Raw genomic sequence first — 15261 nt, 5'->3', positions numbered from 1 at the left:
ATATTTAACAGGGTTGTGGAATTGAGAAATAAGACGAAAAAAGGAATTATGATTTTTGCGTCATAACTCCTTCTTTCTTTTTATTTTTGTCTTCGACGATGATTACTATAGAAGTTTGGGTTAAAACTCTTTGGTTGTTTACTATTTTGTTTTGCAGATTTTTTACGATTATCCATTGGCTTTTCTTCCCGCCCTTTACGTTTCTTGTTAGGAACATCGGGCGTACTACCAACAGCCTTTGGGTCGTAAACAGCACGTGGGTGATGCTTAGGAACGTTGTCATATAGCTTAGCTATCAGATCACTACGTCCGATGCGGTGAAGCTCTCGTTCAATATCACGACGAGCCTCTGGTTTATACCAGAAGAAGAATTGTCGCTGAGCAAGCTTTTCTTTTGGCGTCTTTGCAGAGAAGATTGGTTCAAGCGTATATGGGTCATAACCCGTGTACCATGCTTCTGTGGAAACAGTCATAGGGGTAGGAGTGAAGTCTTGTACTTGCTCCAAATGGAAGTCAAGGTCTTTTGTGAGCACCGCCAACTCCGCCATATCCTCTTCTTGGCAACCTGGGTGAGAAGAAATGAAGTAAGGTATAATCTGTTGTCGCATATTCTCTTCACGATTAATGCGGTCAAAAATCTTCTTAAAGGCATAGAACTGTTGGAACGATGGCTTACGCATAAGTTTCAATACTCGGTCAGAAGTGTGCTCCGGAGCCACTTTCAATCGACCACTGACGTGGCGTGTTATCAGTTCACGAGTATATTGTTTAGCAGCTTCATTGCTCTTCTCATCCTTACTTTTGTGCAACAATAGGTCATAGCGAACACCAGAACCAATAAAACTCTTCTTAATACCTGGCAGTTCGTCAACTGCGTGATAGATTTCAAGTAGCTTCGTATGATCTGTTTCAAGATTAGGACATATCTCTGGGTTTACACAACTTGGACGTTTGCAATGCTCACAAGCCTTTTGGTTTTTACCCGCCATGCCATACATATTAGCAGATGGACCACCGAGGTCAGAGAGATAACCTTTGAAGTCGGGCATCTGCATTACCTGTTTTACCTCCTTTAATATACTCTCTTTTGAACGACAACTAATAAACTTACCCTGATGTGCTGAAATCGTACAGAACGAACAACCACCAAAGCATCCGCGATGAATATTCACACTGTGTTTAATCATCTCGTAGGCAGGGATTGTTTTTCCACGATATTTAGGGTGTGGTTCACGTGTGTAAGGCAGGTCATAAGCCGCATCTACCTCCTCTGTTGTCATTGTAGGGTAGGGTGGATTAACAACGGCATAAACGTTGTCAACAGCCTGCAGAATACGCTGTGCGTGTTTCTTGTTAGACTCCTCTTCTATGTGCTTAAAGTTCTCAGCCTGATACTTCTTGTTGTGCAAGCAAGATTCATGCGAATGAAGAACGATGTCATCATCTTTTATACCATCTGGAATATCTGCTTCTTTACAGAGATAGACGGTCTGTGGAATATGCTTCAGGTCTTTGATGTTAGCACCTTTCTCTAATTCTTGTGCAATAGTTACCACTTGTTTTTCACCCATACCATAGATAATCATATCGGCATGTGCATCACAAAGAATACACTTACGGAGGCAGTCTTTCCAATAGTCGTAATGGGTGAGACGGCGTAAGGATGCTTCAATACCACCTAAGACAATAGGAACATCTGGATATAGCTGCCTGAGAATATTAGAGTAGACAATGCTTGGGTATTCTGGGCGTAGGTCGTGTCTGCCATCAGGTGAGTAGGCATCTTCAGAACGTAGACGACGATTGGCAGTGTATTTGTTTACCATCGAGTCCATGGCACCTGGTGAGATACCAAAATAGAGACGTGGACGCCCTAACTTCTTGAAATCTCGGAAGTCTCCATGCCAATCAGGTTGTGGAACAATAGCCACCTTATAACCTGCTGCTTCGAGAGTTCTACCAATGACAGCAACTCCAAAGGCTGGATGGTCAATATAGGCATCACCCGAAAATAGGATAACGTCTAACTGATCCCAACCACGAAGTTCAACCTCCTTCTTTGTGGTAGGGAGGAAGTCAGTCAGTTGATATCTTGAAGGTCTTGACGTTTTTGTCTCATTCTTAGCAGCGTTGTCTCTTTCTTGTCGCTGGTTAACTGATGTTTTTTTATGCTGCTTTGCAGTTCTTCTATTTTCTTTTTGTAAACTCAAATGTTTTTGTTTTTAATTGAATTTATATGTGAGTATATTGTTGACTTTCAATAAATTGATACTTACTTTTATTCAATGAGTATTATTACAGTGTTTCTTTATTCTCATCTTCAACGTCTTGGTGTGTTACGATCCATTTTTTGAAGAGTACAACAAGGTTTTTGAGTCCGATGGCTTTCATATTCTGATTGTAGATGACATCAAGACACAAATCCAACAAGTCTTTATCTTTACCTGGTTCTGACTCAAGAAGACCACGAACATTGAATCTCAGTTTGTCGAGGATGTTCTCGTCAATAATACCATTGGAATCAATCAATCCAGAGAGAAGTGAATACTTCTGAATAGTCTCAAGATGATTGTCGGTAATCTCAATGCTTCGTGTTCCCGAAGCGTTTGCTTGAATTTTATACATAAGTCTTTACGCTTTTAGATTATTCCAAATTCTTTGTTGTTATTTTTTCATCAAAAAGTTGACAATGCCCTTTATGATGCTGCTGCGCGTTGTTGCATCCTTGATACACTCGAAAGGGAAGGATAATGTGAAGACACTGTTATCAGTTCCTTTATATGCTACAGCTGCTGTTCGACCATCAGCATAAGTCAATGTGCTGAAGGCGTTGTCAACAGGTAAGATGTTGTCTGGGGTGTAAGCACCATAATGCTGTTCGTTGATAGTGCGATAAACATCGAATGACATTCCCATTCCACTAACAATAGAGTTGTAGTTGTCACCGTTTGCACCATCAAAGGATATTTTGAGGTTGTTTCTCAACCAATCCTGCTCATCGACTGCTTGCATATCAGATGCAAGATAAGAGCCACTGACAAAGAGTTTGCCACGATTATTCAGATACTTAGTCAACTGTTGACGAAGTGCTGGCTTAAAGGTCTTGTAATAATACAAGCTATGGCCATCATCTTTCTCATTGCCAAGGAGTAGGTCAACCATTGCATATTTAGAAAGATTGACTTCGCCATACTCAACAGCCTTACTGTTGCAACTGACAATATTGTATTTACCTGCATGACGTAAAGCCTCAGCGTGTTCTTTTACGTAGTTGAAGTCGTTACCTGCGATAATCTTACCTACAAGTTCCTCACCGCCATAACCTAAGGCATTAGGTCCTTCCTTACCCATCATAGCTTTGTTGAAGTTGGCTTGTCTTCCTGTCCATCCAGCCACTGGACCATAGCTTAGTCCTGGGTCAGCTTCAAGGTCGAAGCCTTGTTCGGTGCTTGTGTTGACAACAGCAGGAGAAGAAAGACGATGGAACGCATTGACAATGAGGATGCTCTGACTTGCACCTTCATTGTGTAAGGCGGAAAGAGTCTCTGTTGGGAAGCTTTCACCGCCACGATTACAAGCCGTTACCTTAAAATTATAGACAACGCCAGGAAGCAACTCTATTTCAAAGTAAGGATTGCGAACATTCATACCATTATCAAAGCCTCTTGTTCCCATTGCAACATATACATTGTAGGAGGTTGGCGTTGCTGTAGGCTCACCCGCATCAGTGGTTGGTCTCCATTGTAATCTTACCTTCTTCGAAGTTACATATTCTATCTTAAAGTTTTGTGGGGCAAGGGGTTGTACAGTATAATTCTTACCATGCATATTTGCTTCATACTTCAAGATAGTTTTATAGACAGAACGAGCCAGCGTAAACTTGAAATTAGGGTCTTGCCCTAACTTAATATCAGGGAAGTTCTGATGGGAGAGAGTTTCAAGGATCGCAGATGGAACTTCGGGGAGTCGCGTCTCACTGTAGTTACGATCCCACACAGACCGTGTAGTCCAATTCATGTGGAAAGTTCTGTCTAAATCCTTCTTAACATTGGCTACCAACTGTTCTGCAAAGGTCTTTGAAACAGTTCGTGAAAGCCCATCTCCTAATGTGTTGTTACCATTTTGTGTTGTACAGATTCCTAAAGTACCTACAAAACTATCATCAGCTTTTACTCCAGCATCGCTGTGGATAGCCAAGGTAAGCTCGATAGGCACCTTCTTACCATCTTTTTTTTCAGGCAAATAACACGATCCTCCTGCAAGCCAATTTGTCATCAATGAGCGACAGTTGATATCATCGTTATAGTCATTAGAGCCATTGCTCTTGCTGACAACACTCCACGGTGCGCCAAACCATTGTGCCGAGTATCTTGCTCCTTCAAGGAAACGTGGCATACCACTCACCATTCCACCACGAACAATATTACCCATACCGCTACCAAAACGAACAGCATCAGTGGTAACAATTCCTCTGTGAGTACTATGATTAGTCAATACAACAGAGTTATTAATGCTATTACCCTTGTCAAAGTCAAATGTACCAAGATAAACCCATGTGCCACCACCCATACGTTGGTTCACACAAAAATGTGTTTCTTGCCCTTTATGGAAAACAATATATTCTGCTGCTTCGACGCTCTTCTTTTGTGTCTGATAACTTACATAAACGGCATAACGACCAGCCTCAGGGAATGTTGGTTGATAAACAACAGAATTTATTTTACTGTTACGTTTTCTTGCTTTAACCTGTCGAGCCGTACCTGCTGTAAATGGATTCTCACCATCGTTATAGCTTCCATAATGTAGAGCAAAGCCTTTAGTGGAAGTAGTTGTCCACTTCTTCTTCATACTTTCTTCTTTATAGTCGATACGACTGTCGTTATCAACTATAATCTCATTCTTTTGCCAGTCTCTTTCACGTGGTGTAAAGACAATTGCTCCTGCATTCTCAAGCATTGGAATGAGGTAAGGAAGAACTATCGTTTGTGTGTAAAGATCCTCAGTAGTACAGAACAAAATAGGTCTTTGCCATCTCCATTCTCCTTTCTTAGCATCGTAATATTTTCCATGAGATGACCAAACTGAAAGATGTCTGTTCTGTAATCCCTCTGTGATTTCATTAGGGCGAGAAATATTCTTCACCCATGGCGCATCTTCATAATTAGTTTTTCCCCATGTTGACTTACCTACTTGTGCAAAAGTGTTTGTAAACAACAATGCAAGAAGTGTGGTACACAGCAATTTTATCTTCATTATTCGTTTAATTTTCCAATCGTAAACAATTCAGGATGTTTACCCTTAAAGTCTTTGTAATACAATTTGATTTCCTTCATATCCTTTTCTACGTCACCTGATGGTGTTATCACTTTTGAGCACTCAATGAGCTTCCTTTCATAATCTAAACCAAAGAGAAAGATAGGCAGTTGTGCTTTTAACGCTATATAGTAAAAACCTTTCTTCCAGTCAGGGTTTAAACTCCGGGTTCCTTCAGGAGTAATACAGAGTTGAAACTTGTCAGCCTTCATTGCATATTCGGCTAATCTGTCAGTCATACTCGTCTTCTTATCACGCCATACAGGGATACCACCAAGTTTACGAAAGATAGCACCAAGCGGCCAGAAAAACCATTCCTTTTTCATCAAGAAGTTACTTTTCTGTTGTTCAGCCCTAACATAAAGTTGTCCTATTATGAAATCATAATTACTTGTATGAGGTGCAAGACAAATGATAGCTTTGTCAGGTAAGGTAAACCTAACATCTTTCTTCCACCCCATAAATTTATAAAGAAGCCACTTAGATATAGCCTGTAACATTATGCAAGGTTATTGAGTTGGTCAATAATCTCATTGACTTCTTTGCTGAACTTATCCTTTAAGTCTTTAAAATAGACTTTGGCCGGCATACCTGGTTGAACATGAGACACGCGTCTGATGTAGTTGCTGTGCATTACCAAGATAGCCGTGAGGATAGCCTCAGTATTGTCATTATCACGATTTTCACCATAGAGAGATGCTGCGATGCCCTCTGTGAACAAATCACCACAAATGTAATTAATGGTGCGTTTCAAATCTCTTTTGTTACTCATATTAATCCTAAATAGCTATATTCTACATATTAACGTTCAAAGATAAATAAAAAATAGAAAAGCAAAGCTTTCTTACATAAAAATAGAGTTAAAATTTTAATTTAGCTTCTTTTCTTTTCTTTTATCGGAGAAAAAAGGTAATTTTGCAGAAAATAAGCTACATTCGACAAAGTTGAAGTAAACTTCCTTTGTTCTCGTTTGCATTGTTTTAGTAGACAAAAGATATTAAACAGATTATTATATTTAAATCATTTAAATTAAACAGATGGAAATTAGCGCATTGCAGAAGGAAAGAGCAGGCTATCAGCCAAAGTTGCCTAAGGCTCTTCAGGGTGCAGTAAAGGTGCAGGAAGGTGCTCCTACACAGAGTGTTGACAATCAGGAGGACATCAAGAAGTTATTCCCTAATACTTACGGAATGCCTCTCGTTGAGTTTGTTCCAGCTGATTCAGCTAACAATGCTAAGATTAATGTTGGTATTATCCTCTCAGGTGGTCAGGCTCCTGGTGGTCACAACGTTATTTCTGGTCTCTTTGATGAGGTTAAGAAGTTGAACCCAGAGAATCGCCTTTATGGTTTCCTTATGGGTCCTGGTGGTCTTGTTGATCACAACTACATTGAGATTACAGCTGAGAATCTTCAGGCTTATCGCAACACTGGTGGTTTCGATATGATTGGTTCAGGTAGAACAAAGCTTGAAAAGGAAGAGCAGTTTGAGAAGGGTCTTGAGATTATTCGTCAGTTGGATATCAAGGCTGTTGTAATCATCGGTGGTGACGACTCAAACACCAATGCTTGTGTATTGGCTGAGTACTATGCTGCTAAGCAGTATGGCGTTCAGGTTATCGGTTGTCCTAAGACTATCGATGGTGACTTGAAGAACGATCAGATTGAGACTTCTTTCGGTTTTGATACAGCAACTAAGACTTATTCAGAGCTTATCGGTAATATTGAGCGTGACTGTAACTCTGCTCGTAAGTACTGGCATTTTATCAAGTTGATGGGTCGTTCTGCTTCTCACATTGCTCTTGAGTGTGCTTTGCAGACACAGCCAAACATCTGCTTAGTATCTGAGGAGATTGAGGCTAAGGATCAGACATTGAACGATATCGTTGAGTATATTGCTGGTGTTGTTGCTTATCGCGCAGAGCAGGGTAACGACTTCGGTGTTGTTTTGATTCCAGAGGGTCTTATCGAGTTTATTCCTGCTATTGGTCGTTTGATTCAGGAGTTGAACGACTTGCTCGCTGCTCACGGTGCAGACTATCTGAATCTTGACAAGGATGCACAGCGTAAGTATATCCTTGAGCACCTCTCAGCAGAAAACAAGGCTACTTTCGAGACACTTCCAGAGGGCGTTGCACGTCAGCTTTCTCTTGACCGCGACCCACACGGAAACGTGCAGGTATCTCTCATTGAGACTGAGAAACTCATCTCTGAAATGGTTGCTGCTAAGCTTGATCAGTGGAAGAAGGAGGGCAAATACACAGGTAAGTTCTCTCCTCTGCACCACTTCTTCGGTTACGAGGGTCGTTGCGCAGCTCCTTCTAACTTCGATGCAGACTACTGCTATGCACTCGGTTCATCAGCAGCTCAGCTGATTGCTAACGGTAAGACTGGTTACATGGCTATCGTTAAGAATACAACTGCTGGTACAGATCAGTGGAAGGCAGGAGGTGTGCCAATCACAATGATGATGAACATGGAGAGACGTAACGGTGAGATGAAGCCAGTTATTCGCAAGGCACTTGTTGAGCTCGATGGTGCTCCATTCAAGACTTTCGCTGCTCAGCGTGAGAAGTGGGCGAAGGAAACATGCTACATCTATCCGGGTCCTATCCAGTACTGGGGTCCTTCTTCAGTATGCGATCAGACTACTAAGACTCTCGAGTTAGAGCAGGCTAAGTAATAGTATATTTATAAAGAAGAAATAGGGGATAGTTATATCCTCTGTTTCTTCTTTTGTTTTATACAATATCCTGTTTGGTGCTGACCTCTTATGTTTTAAGTAGTTAGTAAACAAAGTTAAATTACTCCTTTGATTTTCAATCTATTATTATAAAATTTATACAAGAATAAAGGTGCTTGACTATGGTTGTAAGTAGTGTTTAATAGTCTTCTTTTTTGTAGTCAATAGTATCTAAAGAAACATCATATTTTCAACTTATTTAGATGGTATGCTAATTTATTTTCATGAAAATAAATTCTTTTTTTCACGTAAATAAATATTTTTCTTCATGAAAATAAATATTTTTGTTCATGAAAAGAAATCTCGAAAGTCAATTTAATGTAGAAGTAAAGTAGAACTTTAAATTATCCAAAAGTAAGAAAATGTTTATCTCCAAAGCACTTCATTCAATACTAAAAACTTGGGTTCAGATGCCAAGTTGGATGAGATGGGCAGGTGGATTGTGTCTTGCTGCTGGATATAGTTTCTTGTTCTATTATTTCTTTGTATCACCTACAGGATTTAGATGGCGTGCTATTTATGGTGATCCTGATTATCCAGAGGGCTATACGATTTATGGTATTGATGTAAGTCGTTATCAGGGTACGATTAATTGGAACCGACTTAGAAATGCGATGATAGACCGTTCGCCTATTCGTTTTATTATCATAAAGTCAACAGAGGGTGATAGTCATGTTGATGTAAAGTTCAGAGATAACTTCTATAATGCTAAAGAGTCAGGTTTTATACGAGGTGTTTATCATTTCTGGAGCAATAACTCGTCGGCACGTCGTCAGGCTTATTTCTTCCTTGCTATGGTTCATTTGCAGCCGGGAGATTTACCACCTGTTCTTGATGTTGAGCATAAACCAAAGAATATCAGTACGGAAGAGTTCCAGCAGAATATTCTGACATGGCTACATATAGTAGAAGATAGGTATCATGTGAAACCTATCATCTATACCTATTATAAGTTTAAAGACCAATATCTTTCTGATTCTCGCTTTGATGACTATCCTTATTGGATAGCACACTACTATGTTAATCAGATGGAATATCAAGGTGCTTGGAAATTCTGGCAGCATACCGATGCCGGAAGGCTGCCAGGTATTAAGGGATATGTAGATTTAGATATCTACAATGGTAGCTTCTACGACTTGCAGCAACTACTTATTCCCGAAGAGGTTACGCCCGTTCAAGCAGTAGGCAGCACCAGTCATGATTCAACAAACGTTGAACCTCTTTCAGACCGAGTTCATTAGCTTTCTGAAGGATAGCTTCTGCATCCTGTTCATAGAATCCACTCAAAATAATCTTTGAATCAGTCGTCATGACACTGACAAATTCTTCTATATCTTCAAGGATAATATTACGATTGATATTTGCCAAGATGATATCAAAGACACCGCTTACGTGTGATAAGACTCGCTTATCGCCTTCAAGCACCTCTAATTCTACACCATTTAGTTTGGCATTGTGTTCGGCATTTCGTACACTCCATTCATCAATGTCATAGCATACGGCTTCTTTTGCACCGCATTTTGCGGCAACAATGCCTAAGATACCTGTTCCACAGCCGCAGTCGAGGACTCTCTTGTCCTTCAGGTTTTGGTTCAGTAATAATGAAACAATCATTTGTGTTGTTTCATGTGTACCTGTACCAAAAGCCTGTTGTGCATCAATAACAATCTTCATTGGTATTGATGCAAGTTGAGGATAGTTAGCAATAGCCTCTTCTTCCATATTCTTGCAAATGATAGCACAGCGATTATCAATTATTATTGGGTCAAAGCCAGCTTTCTCCCATTCCTCATTCCAGTTTTTATCCTCGACTTGATTAGCTGTAAAAGATACTTTTACGTCCGGAATAGGCAAGTTTTGCATGGTCTCAGTGAGTGTTTCTTCATTGAAAAGGTCTTCTTGGCAGTAGCCAACGAGACCATCTGTCTCGTCTGTGAAGGAATCGAATCCAACTTCACCTGCAAGAGAAGCAATAATGTCTCTTACGTCCTGAGAATCAGGTTCTGCCGTAAATCTTACTTGTATATATTTCATCTTGGTGTTAAATTTATACTGCAAAATTATAAAAAATAGGGAAAAACCTACTATAGATTAGGGAAAATCCGTATATTTGCAAAGAAAGTTGTCTTATTTTTGCATTATAAAGATTGTATACATACTAATCTTGGTGTTAAAAATAAATATAATTTAAAATATAAGGTATATGAAACGATTTCTTTTGCTTTCAGTTTTGTTTGGAGCTATGCCATTGTTATCAATGGCACAAGATGACCTTTATTTTACCCCATCAAAGGCAGAGCAGTCTGCTTATCAACAGAGTATAATGGAGGAAGAACGCCCTGTCTATTATAGCGGTATCGGTAAGTCTAATGACGAATACAATCGTCGTGGCAAGTACAATTATAAGAAAATTGGAGTTGATTCTCTTGGAAATGATATCTTCATGTCACGTATCTCTACACTGCATGGAGACTCTGTAGTACTTGACACTATCTATGGAGGCTTCACTCGTAAGTATGAGAGTGGCGAGGACGACTTCGCATATAGCAGAAGAATGAGTCGCTTTGATGGCTTCTGGGGTGGCTATTATGACCCTTGGTTTGCTGGTCGCTCTTCAATCTATGTAGGTTGGGGATGGCGTTCACCTTATTATGGTGGCTGGTATGACAGATGGGATGATCCATGGTATTATGGCTACTATGGTGGTTATCCTTACTATAGCTATTATGGTCGTTATTCATATTATGGCTACTATGGCGGTTATCCATACTATTATGGTTATGCTGACTATGGTTGGTACAACCCATGGAGCAGATATTATGGCTATTATGGTGGCTATCCTTATTATGGTTATAGAAGAGGTGGCTACTATGCTTACAATGGTCATACAGGTACAGCTAATCACTGGGGTAACTCTTCAAGAGACTTTGGTTCTCAAGCAAGGAGTGGTTCCTATGACAACGGACGATCTTCTTTCTCAAATCGTCGTGGCAATGTAAACCAGTATGGAAACAATGCATCTCAGAGTAATGATATGAGAAGTTACTATGACCGCTTCGCTGGCGCACGTCAGAATGGTTTTGAGAATCAGACACGCTCTTATTCTCAGCCAGAACGCTCTACATTCTCACAGCCTTCACCAAGCTCATTTGGTGGTGCAAGAGGTGGTGGTAGCTTCGGTGGCTCATATTCTGGCGGTGGAGGCAGCAGCTCTGGTGGCTCACGCAGTACCTTCGGTAGTCATAGATAGTATTTAGGATAATGAATGTTTAATTAATAAAGAATATCAGAAATGAAGAGTAAATATATTTTCTTTGCTGTTTCGTTGTTTGCTGCTTTGTCTGCAAATGCACAGGAGACATACGAGAATGCTAAGTTAGCAGGAGAGGACTTGAATGGTACCGCACGCTACGTTGGTATGGGTGGAGCTATGGAGGCCTTGGGTGCTGATATTTCTACTATCGGTTCTAACCCAGCTGGTATCGGTTTATTCCGTCATAATAATATTAGTGTCAGTGGTGGTCTTCTTATGCAGTCAGATGGTAAGGAGTTTGCTAATGGTAAGAAGACTAACTTGAGCTTTGACCAGATAGGTGGCGTTTATTCTACTCGTACTGGACAGAAGTCTTTCCTTAACTTTGGTTTCAACTATCATAAGAGCAAGAACTTTGATTATATTCTTAATGCAACAGGTTCTTTGAGCAATAGTTCACAGAACAAGCAGTCATATATTAAGGGTATGCTTGGTAATGAGAATTCTGGTGGATTCTTTGTTCGTAAGGATAAGAATGGTGAGAATGTTGGTTATGTAGACGCTTCGTCATCATCAAATGTAGCATATACTTGGAGTCAGATTGATTACCTTTATTGGAATAATCTTATCCCTGATAAAAACACAGGAAGGTTTAACTATGAGTCGGCTACGGGCTATAATCTTGCTCGTGCAAACACTGGTTATATTGGTAATTATGACTTTGCTGTGAGCGGAAACTTCAATGATAGGGTTTATCTCGGTTTGACATTCGGTATGAAGGATGTTAATTATAGGGGATACAGTGAGTATCGTGAAAACTTAAACAATGCTGGTGGTGTACTTGTTCGTGATGAGAGAAAGGTAACGGGTTCAGGTTTTGATATCACTGCTGGTGTAATTGTTCGTCCAGTAGCTGAGTCTCCATTTAGAATTGGTGCATACGTGAAGTCTCCAACATGGTATGACTTGACGACTTCAAATGTTACTCGTCTTGTTTATGCAGGCACATCAAGTCCGGAAAAAGGTGTTAACTCATATGATTTCAAGATGTGGACACCTTGGAAGTTTGGTTTCTCTCTTGGTCACACTGTTGGCAACTACCTTGCCTTGGGTGCAACATACGAATATGAGAACTATGCTGACATCAATAGCAGGGTCAATGATGGTGGTTACTATGATTATTTTTATGGTGAGTACTATGAGTCATCAAGTCCTGATAGGATTATGAATGCTCACACGAAGGAAGTTCTGAAGGGTGTTAGCACTTTGAAGTTAGGTATTGAGTACAAGCCAGTAAGTAATGTTGCTTTGCGTATGGGTTACAACTATGTAAGTCCAAAATATGTAAGTGATGCGCAGAAAGATCCCGGTCTTGCTTCTTTAGGTACAGCTTATTCTTCTACAACAGACTATACTAACTGGAGCTCCATCAACCGTTTTACATTAGGCATTGGTTATAAAGTAAAGAAGTTCAATATTGATTTGGCTTATCAGTATAGTGCACAGAATGGGTCATTTGCTCCTTTCTCTAATATTAGAGATGTTTCTATACCTTCTGGTGCTACAACTGTGAAGGAGTCTAACATTGCAACAACCGCTGATGTCAAGAACAACAAAAATCAGTTACTCCTCACATTAGGCTATACTTTTTAAGAAATTACATGTGAATTAAAAAACGGTAAAAGGGGTATTTCTCTTTTATCGTTTTTTTTATGTTCGGAATAAGCATTGTCCAACGGATACAAGTCTCCAAACTTATTTCTTGACTCTTGACTAATAAGGAAGAGCACGTACGGTGATATGAGAGATTGGTAAACATGAAAGTAGGAGGTAAACACCTATGATTAGTATTTATCTCCTACTCGATTTAGATATAAGTTCTATATATAGTTTGTAGTTTATTTAACTATAAACGTAGTTTCTCTATTTATTTAATTGCTTCTTAAGGAGCTCAGGAATTTCGCTGGTCTCACGTGCAACAGGTACGCCAACAGCTTCAAAAGCAGCAATCTTTTCGCTTGCAGAGCCAGAACCACTTGAAATGATGGCACCCGCATGTCCCATCTGCTTGCCCGGAGGAGCTTGCTGACCTGAGATAAATACAGCCACAGGCTTTGTTACATTCTCTTTGATAAACGTAGCTGCACGTTCCTCGGCATCACCACCAATCTCTCCAATGAGTGCAATACTATCTGTCTCTGGATCATCTTGGAACATGCGAAGAAGCTCCTCGAAATAAAGTCCTACGACAGGGTCACCACCTACACCAACTGCTGTAGATTGCCCCAAACCAGCTTGTGTAAGATTATAAACTACTTCATAAGTAAGCGTACCACTGCGGCTGATAACACCAGTATGTCCTTTCTTGAAGATATTAGTAGGCATAATACCAGCCATACTCTCCTCTGGAGAAATAAGTCCTGGACAGTTTGGACCAATTACCTTTACACCTTTAATCCTTGCATAACGTTGTGCTGCGACAGCATCAAGCGTAGGCACACCTTCTGTAATACAGATGACGAGTTTCACACCACCGTCAATAGCCTCAAGCATTGCGTCTTTAGCAAAAGGTGCTGGTACGAAAATGATAGATGTGTTGGCACCTGTTGCTGCAACAGCATCCTTAACTGTGTTGAATACAGGGATACCACATACTTCCTGCCCAGCTTTACCAGGTGAAGTACCACCAACAACATTAGTGCCATACTCCTTCATCTTTGAAGCGTGGAAACTACCATCACGACCTGTAATACCCTGTACGATTAACTTTGTATCTTTATTAATTAGAATACTCATAACGCTTGTTTTTTAAAGTTTTTTGCTCAGTTCTACAGCTTTATGTCCAGCATCTGCCATACTTGTGCCGACAGTGAAGTGAGTGCCTTCGAGGATAGCTCTTCCTTCAGCTTCATTAGTTCCTGTCAGACGGATGACAATAGGGATATCTGTTTCGATAACCTTGAATGCTTCTAAGAGTCCGTTTGCAACATCATCACAACGTGTAATACCGCCAAAGATGTTGATTAACACTACTTTTACATGCTTGTCACTCAGAAGAAGCTTCATAGCCTCAACAATCTTCTCTGGGTTGGAACTACCACCAATATCAAGGAAGTTAGCAGGTTCACCGCCATAGAGCTTAATCATATCCATGGTAGCCATGGCAAGACCAGCACCATTTACCATACAGCCAATGCTTCCACCAAGATTCACATAGCTAAATCCCTTGTCTTTAGCATCGCGTTCTTTACGCTCTTCCTCGGTTGGCTCGAAGAGTTCAGCGACATCTGGATGACGGAAAAGGGCATTGTCGTCAAAGGTCATCTTAGCATCAATAGCCTTTAGTGTCCCATCTTTCAACATCACCAAAGGATTGATTTCAGCCAAGGAAGCATCCTTTTCTGTAAAAAGTTTATAGATATTCTTGAAGATTGGTACAGCCTGTTTAACCTGTGCCATGTCATCAAAGAGCTTAAAGGCTGCCTCACGTGCGAGAAAGTCGCTCATGCCAATAACAGGGTCAATGACAATTTTCTCAATTCTCTCAGGTGTTTCCTTTGCCACCTGCTCAATATCCATACCTCCAGCACGGCTTAGCATCAACATAGGACATTTTGACTTTCGATCAACAAGAATACTCATATAGTATTCAGAAGCAATATCAACGGCTTCGCTGACAAGTACTCTGTCAACGATGAAACCCTTGATATCCATACCCAAGATAGCTTCAGCATGCTGACGAATCTCAGCCTCATTACTACCAAGTTTTACACCACCAGCCTTACCACGGCCGCCTGTGTGAACCTGAGCCTTTACTACGGCTTTCTCAACACCTAATTGCTTGTAGGCTTCAACAGCTTCGTCAGGAGTACGGCAAATAATGTTGCGGTCTACTGGAAGCCCATAACTTGCAAAGAATTTCTTTGCTTGGTATTCATGTACCTTCATACGATC

Annotated in this window: 12 protein-coding genes; 4 read left to right on the top strand and 8 right to left on the bottom strand. The window is 40.4% G+C overall.

Features of this window, described 5'->3' with window-relative positions; genetic code table 11:
- Window positions 1–80: 80 nt before the first annotated feature.
- The 5 genes from J5A56_RS05710 to J5A56_RS05690 form a co-directional block, all read right to left on the bottom strand.
- Complete coding sequence (locus J5A56_RS05710) at window positions 81–2210, bottom strand: YgiQ family radical SAM protein (protein ID WP_021671605.1); 2130 nt, start codon at window positions 2208–2210, stop codon at window positions 81–83.
- Between the two features lie 85 nt (window positions 2211–2295).
- Window positions 2296–2625, bottom strand: a complete 330-nt coding sequence (locus J5A56_RS05705) for a hypothetical protein (protein ID WP_021671604.1) — start codon at window positions 2623–2625, stop codon at window positions 2296–2298.
- Between the two features lie 39 nt (window positions 2626–2664).
- Entirely contained in the window at window positions 2665–5253 is a 2589-nt protein-coding gene (locus J5A56_RS05700) for a fibronectin type III domain-containing protein (RefSeq protein ID WP_021671603.1), read from the bottom strand.
- Complete coding sequence (locus J5A56_RS05695; protein ID WP_021671602.1) at window positions 5253–5813, bottom strand: 1-acyl-sn-glycerol-3-phosphate acyltransferase; 561 nt, start codon at window positions 5811–5813, stop codon at window positions 5253–5255. Before J5A56_RS05695 ends, J5A56_RS05700 begins: the two co-directional genes overlap by 1 nt.
- On the bottom strand, window positions 5813–6085 hold the full coding sequence (locus J5A56_RS05690; RefSeq protein WP_021671601.1) for a hypothetical protein: 273 nt from the start codon (window positions 6083–6085) through the stop codon (window positions 5813–5815). The genes J5A56_RS05695 and J5A56_RS05690 overlap by 1 nt, the downstream gene beginning before the upstream one ends.
- A 265-nt stretch (window positions 6086–6350) precedes the next feature.
- On the opposite strand from J5A56_RS05690, the gene J5A56_RS05685 reads away from it, so the two are divergent.
- On the top strand, window positions 6351–7994 hold the full coding sequence (locus J5A56_RS05685) for a diphosphate--fructose-6-phosphate 1-phosphotransferase (protein WP_021671600.1): 1644 nt from the start codon (window positions 6351–6353) through the stop codon (window positions 7992–7994).
- A gap of 470 nt (window positions 7995–8464) precedes the next feature.
- Entirely contained in the window at window positions 8465–9295 is an 831-nt protein-coding gene (locus J5A56_RS05680) for a glycoside hydrolase family 25 protein (protein ID WP_021671599.1), read from the top strand.
- Here J5A56_RS05680 and prmA read toward each other — a convergent pair.
- The gene (prmA, locus tag J5A56_RS05675; RefSeq protein ID WP_021671598.1) at window positions 9219–10088 is read right to left on the bottom strand and encodes a 50S ribosomal protein L11 methyltransferase; all 870 of its coding nucleotides are present in this window, start codon (window positions 10086–10088) and stop codon (window positions 9219–9221) included. The two genes, J5A56_RS05680 and prmA, sit on opposite strands and share 77 nt — an antisense overlap.
- Before the next feature lie 169 nt (window positions 10089–10257).
- Between prmA and J5A56_RS05670 the strand changes: the two genes are divergently transcribed.
- A complete protein-coding gene (locus J5A56_RS05670; protein WP_021671597.1) occupies window positions 10258–11304 on the top strand; it encodes a hypothetical protein in 1047 nt (348 codons plus the stop codon).
- Window positions 11305–11346: 42 nt separating this feature from the next.
- Window positions 11347–12960 (top strand): OmpP1/FadL family transporter, encoded by a 1614-nt coding sequence (locus J5A56_RS05665; protein WP_021671596.1) that lies wholly within the window; start codon window positions 11347–11349, stop codon window positions 12958–12960.
- 270 nt (window positions 12961–13230) lie between these two features.
- Here the strand turns inward: J5A56_RS05665 and sucD are convergent, their stop codons facing one another.
- Window positions 13231–14103 carry a succinate--CoA ligase subunit alpha gene (gene sucD, locus J5A56_RS05660; RefSeq protein WP_021671595.1) on the bottom strand — a complete coding sequence of 291 codons (873 nt, stop codon included), beginning with the start codon at window positions 14101–14103 and terminating at the stop codon, window positions 13231–13233.
- 12 nt (window positions 14104–14115) lie between these two features.
- Complete coding sequence (gene sucC / locus J5A56_RS05655) at window positions 14116–15255, bottom strand: ADP-forming succinate--CoA ligase subunit beta (protein ID WP_021671594.1); 1140 nt, start codon at window positions 15253–15255, stop codon at window positions 14116–14118.
- Window positions 15256–15261: the final 6 nt, after the last annotated feature.

It is taken from the genome of Prevotella melaninogenica (assembly GCF_018128065.1).
Lineage (GTDB): Bacteria > Bacteroidota > Bacteroidia > Bacteroidales > Bacteroidaceae > Prevotella.
This window is presented reverse-complemented; position numbering and strand designations above follow the sequence as displayed.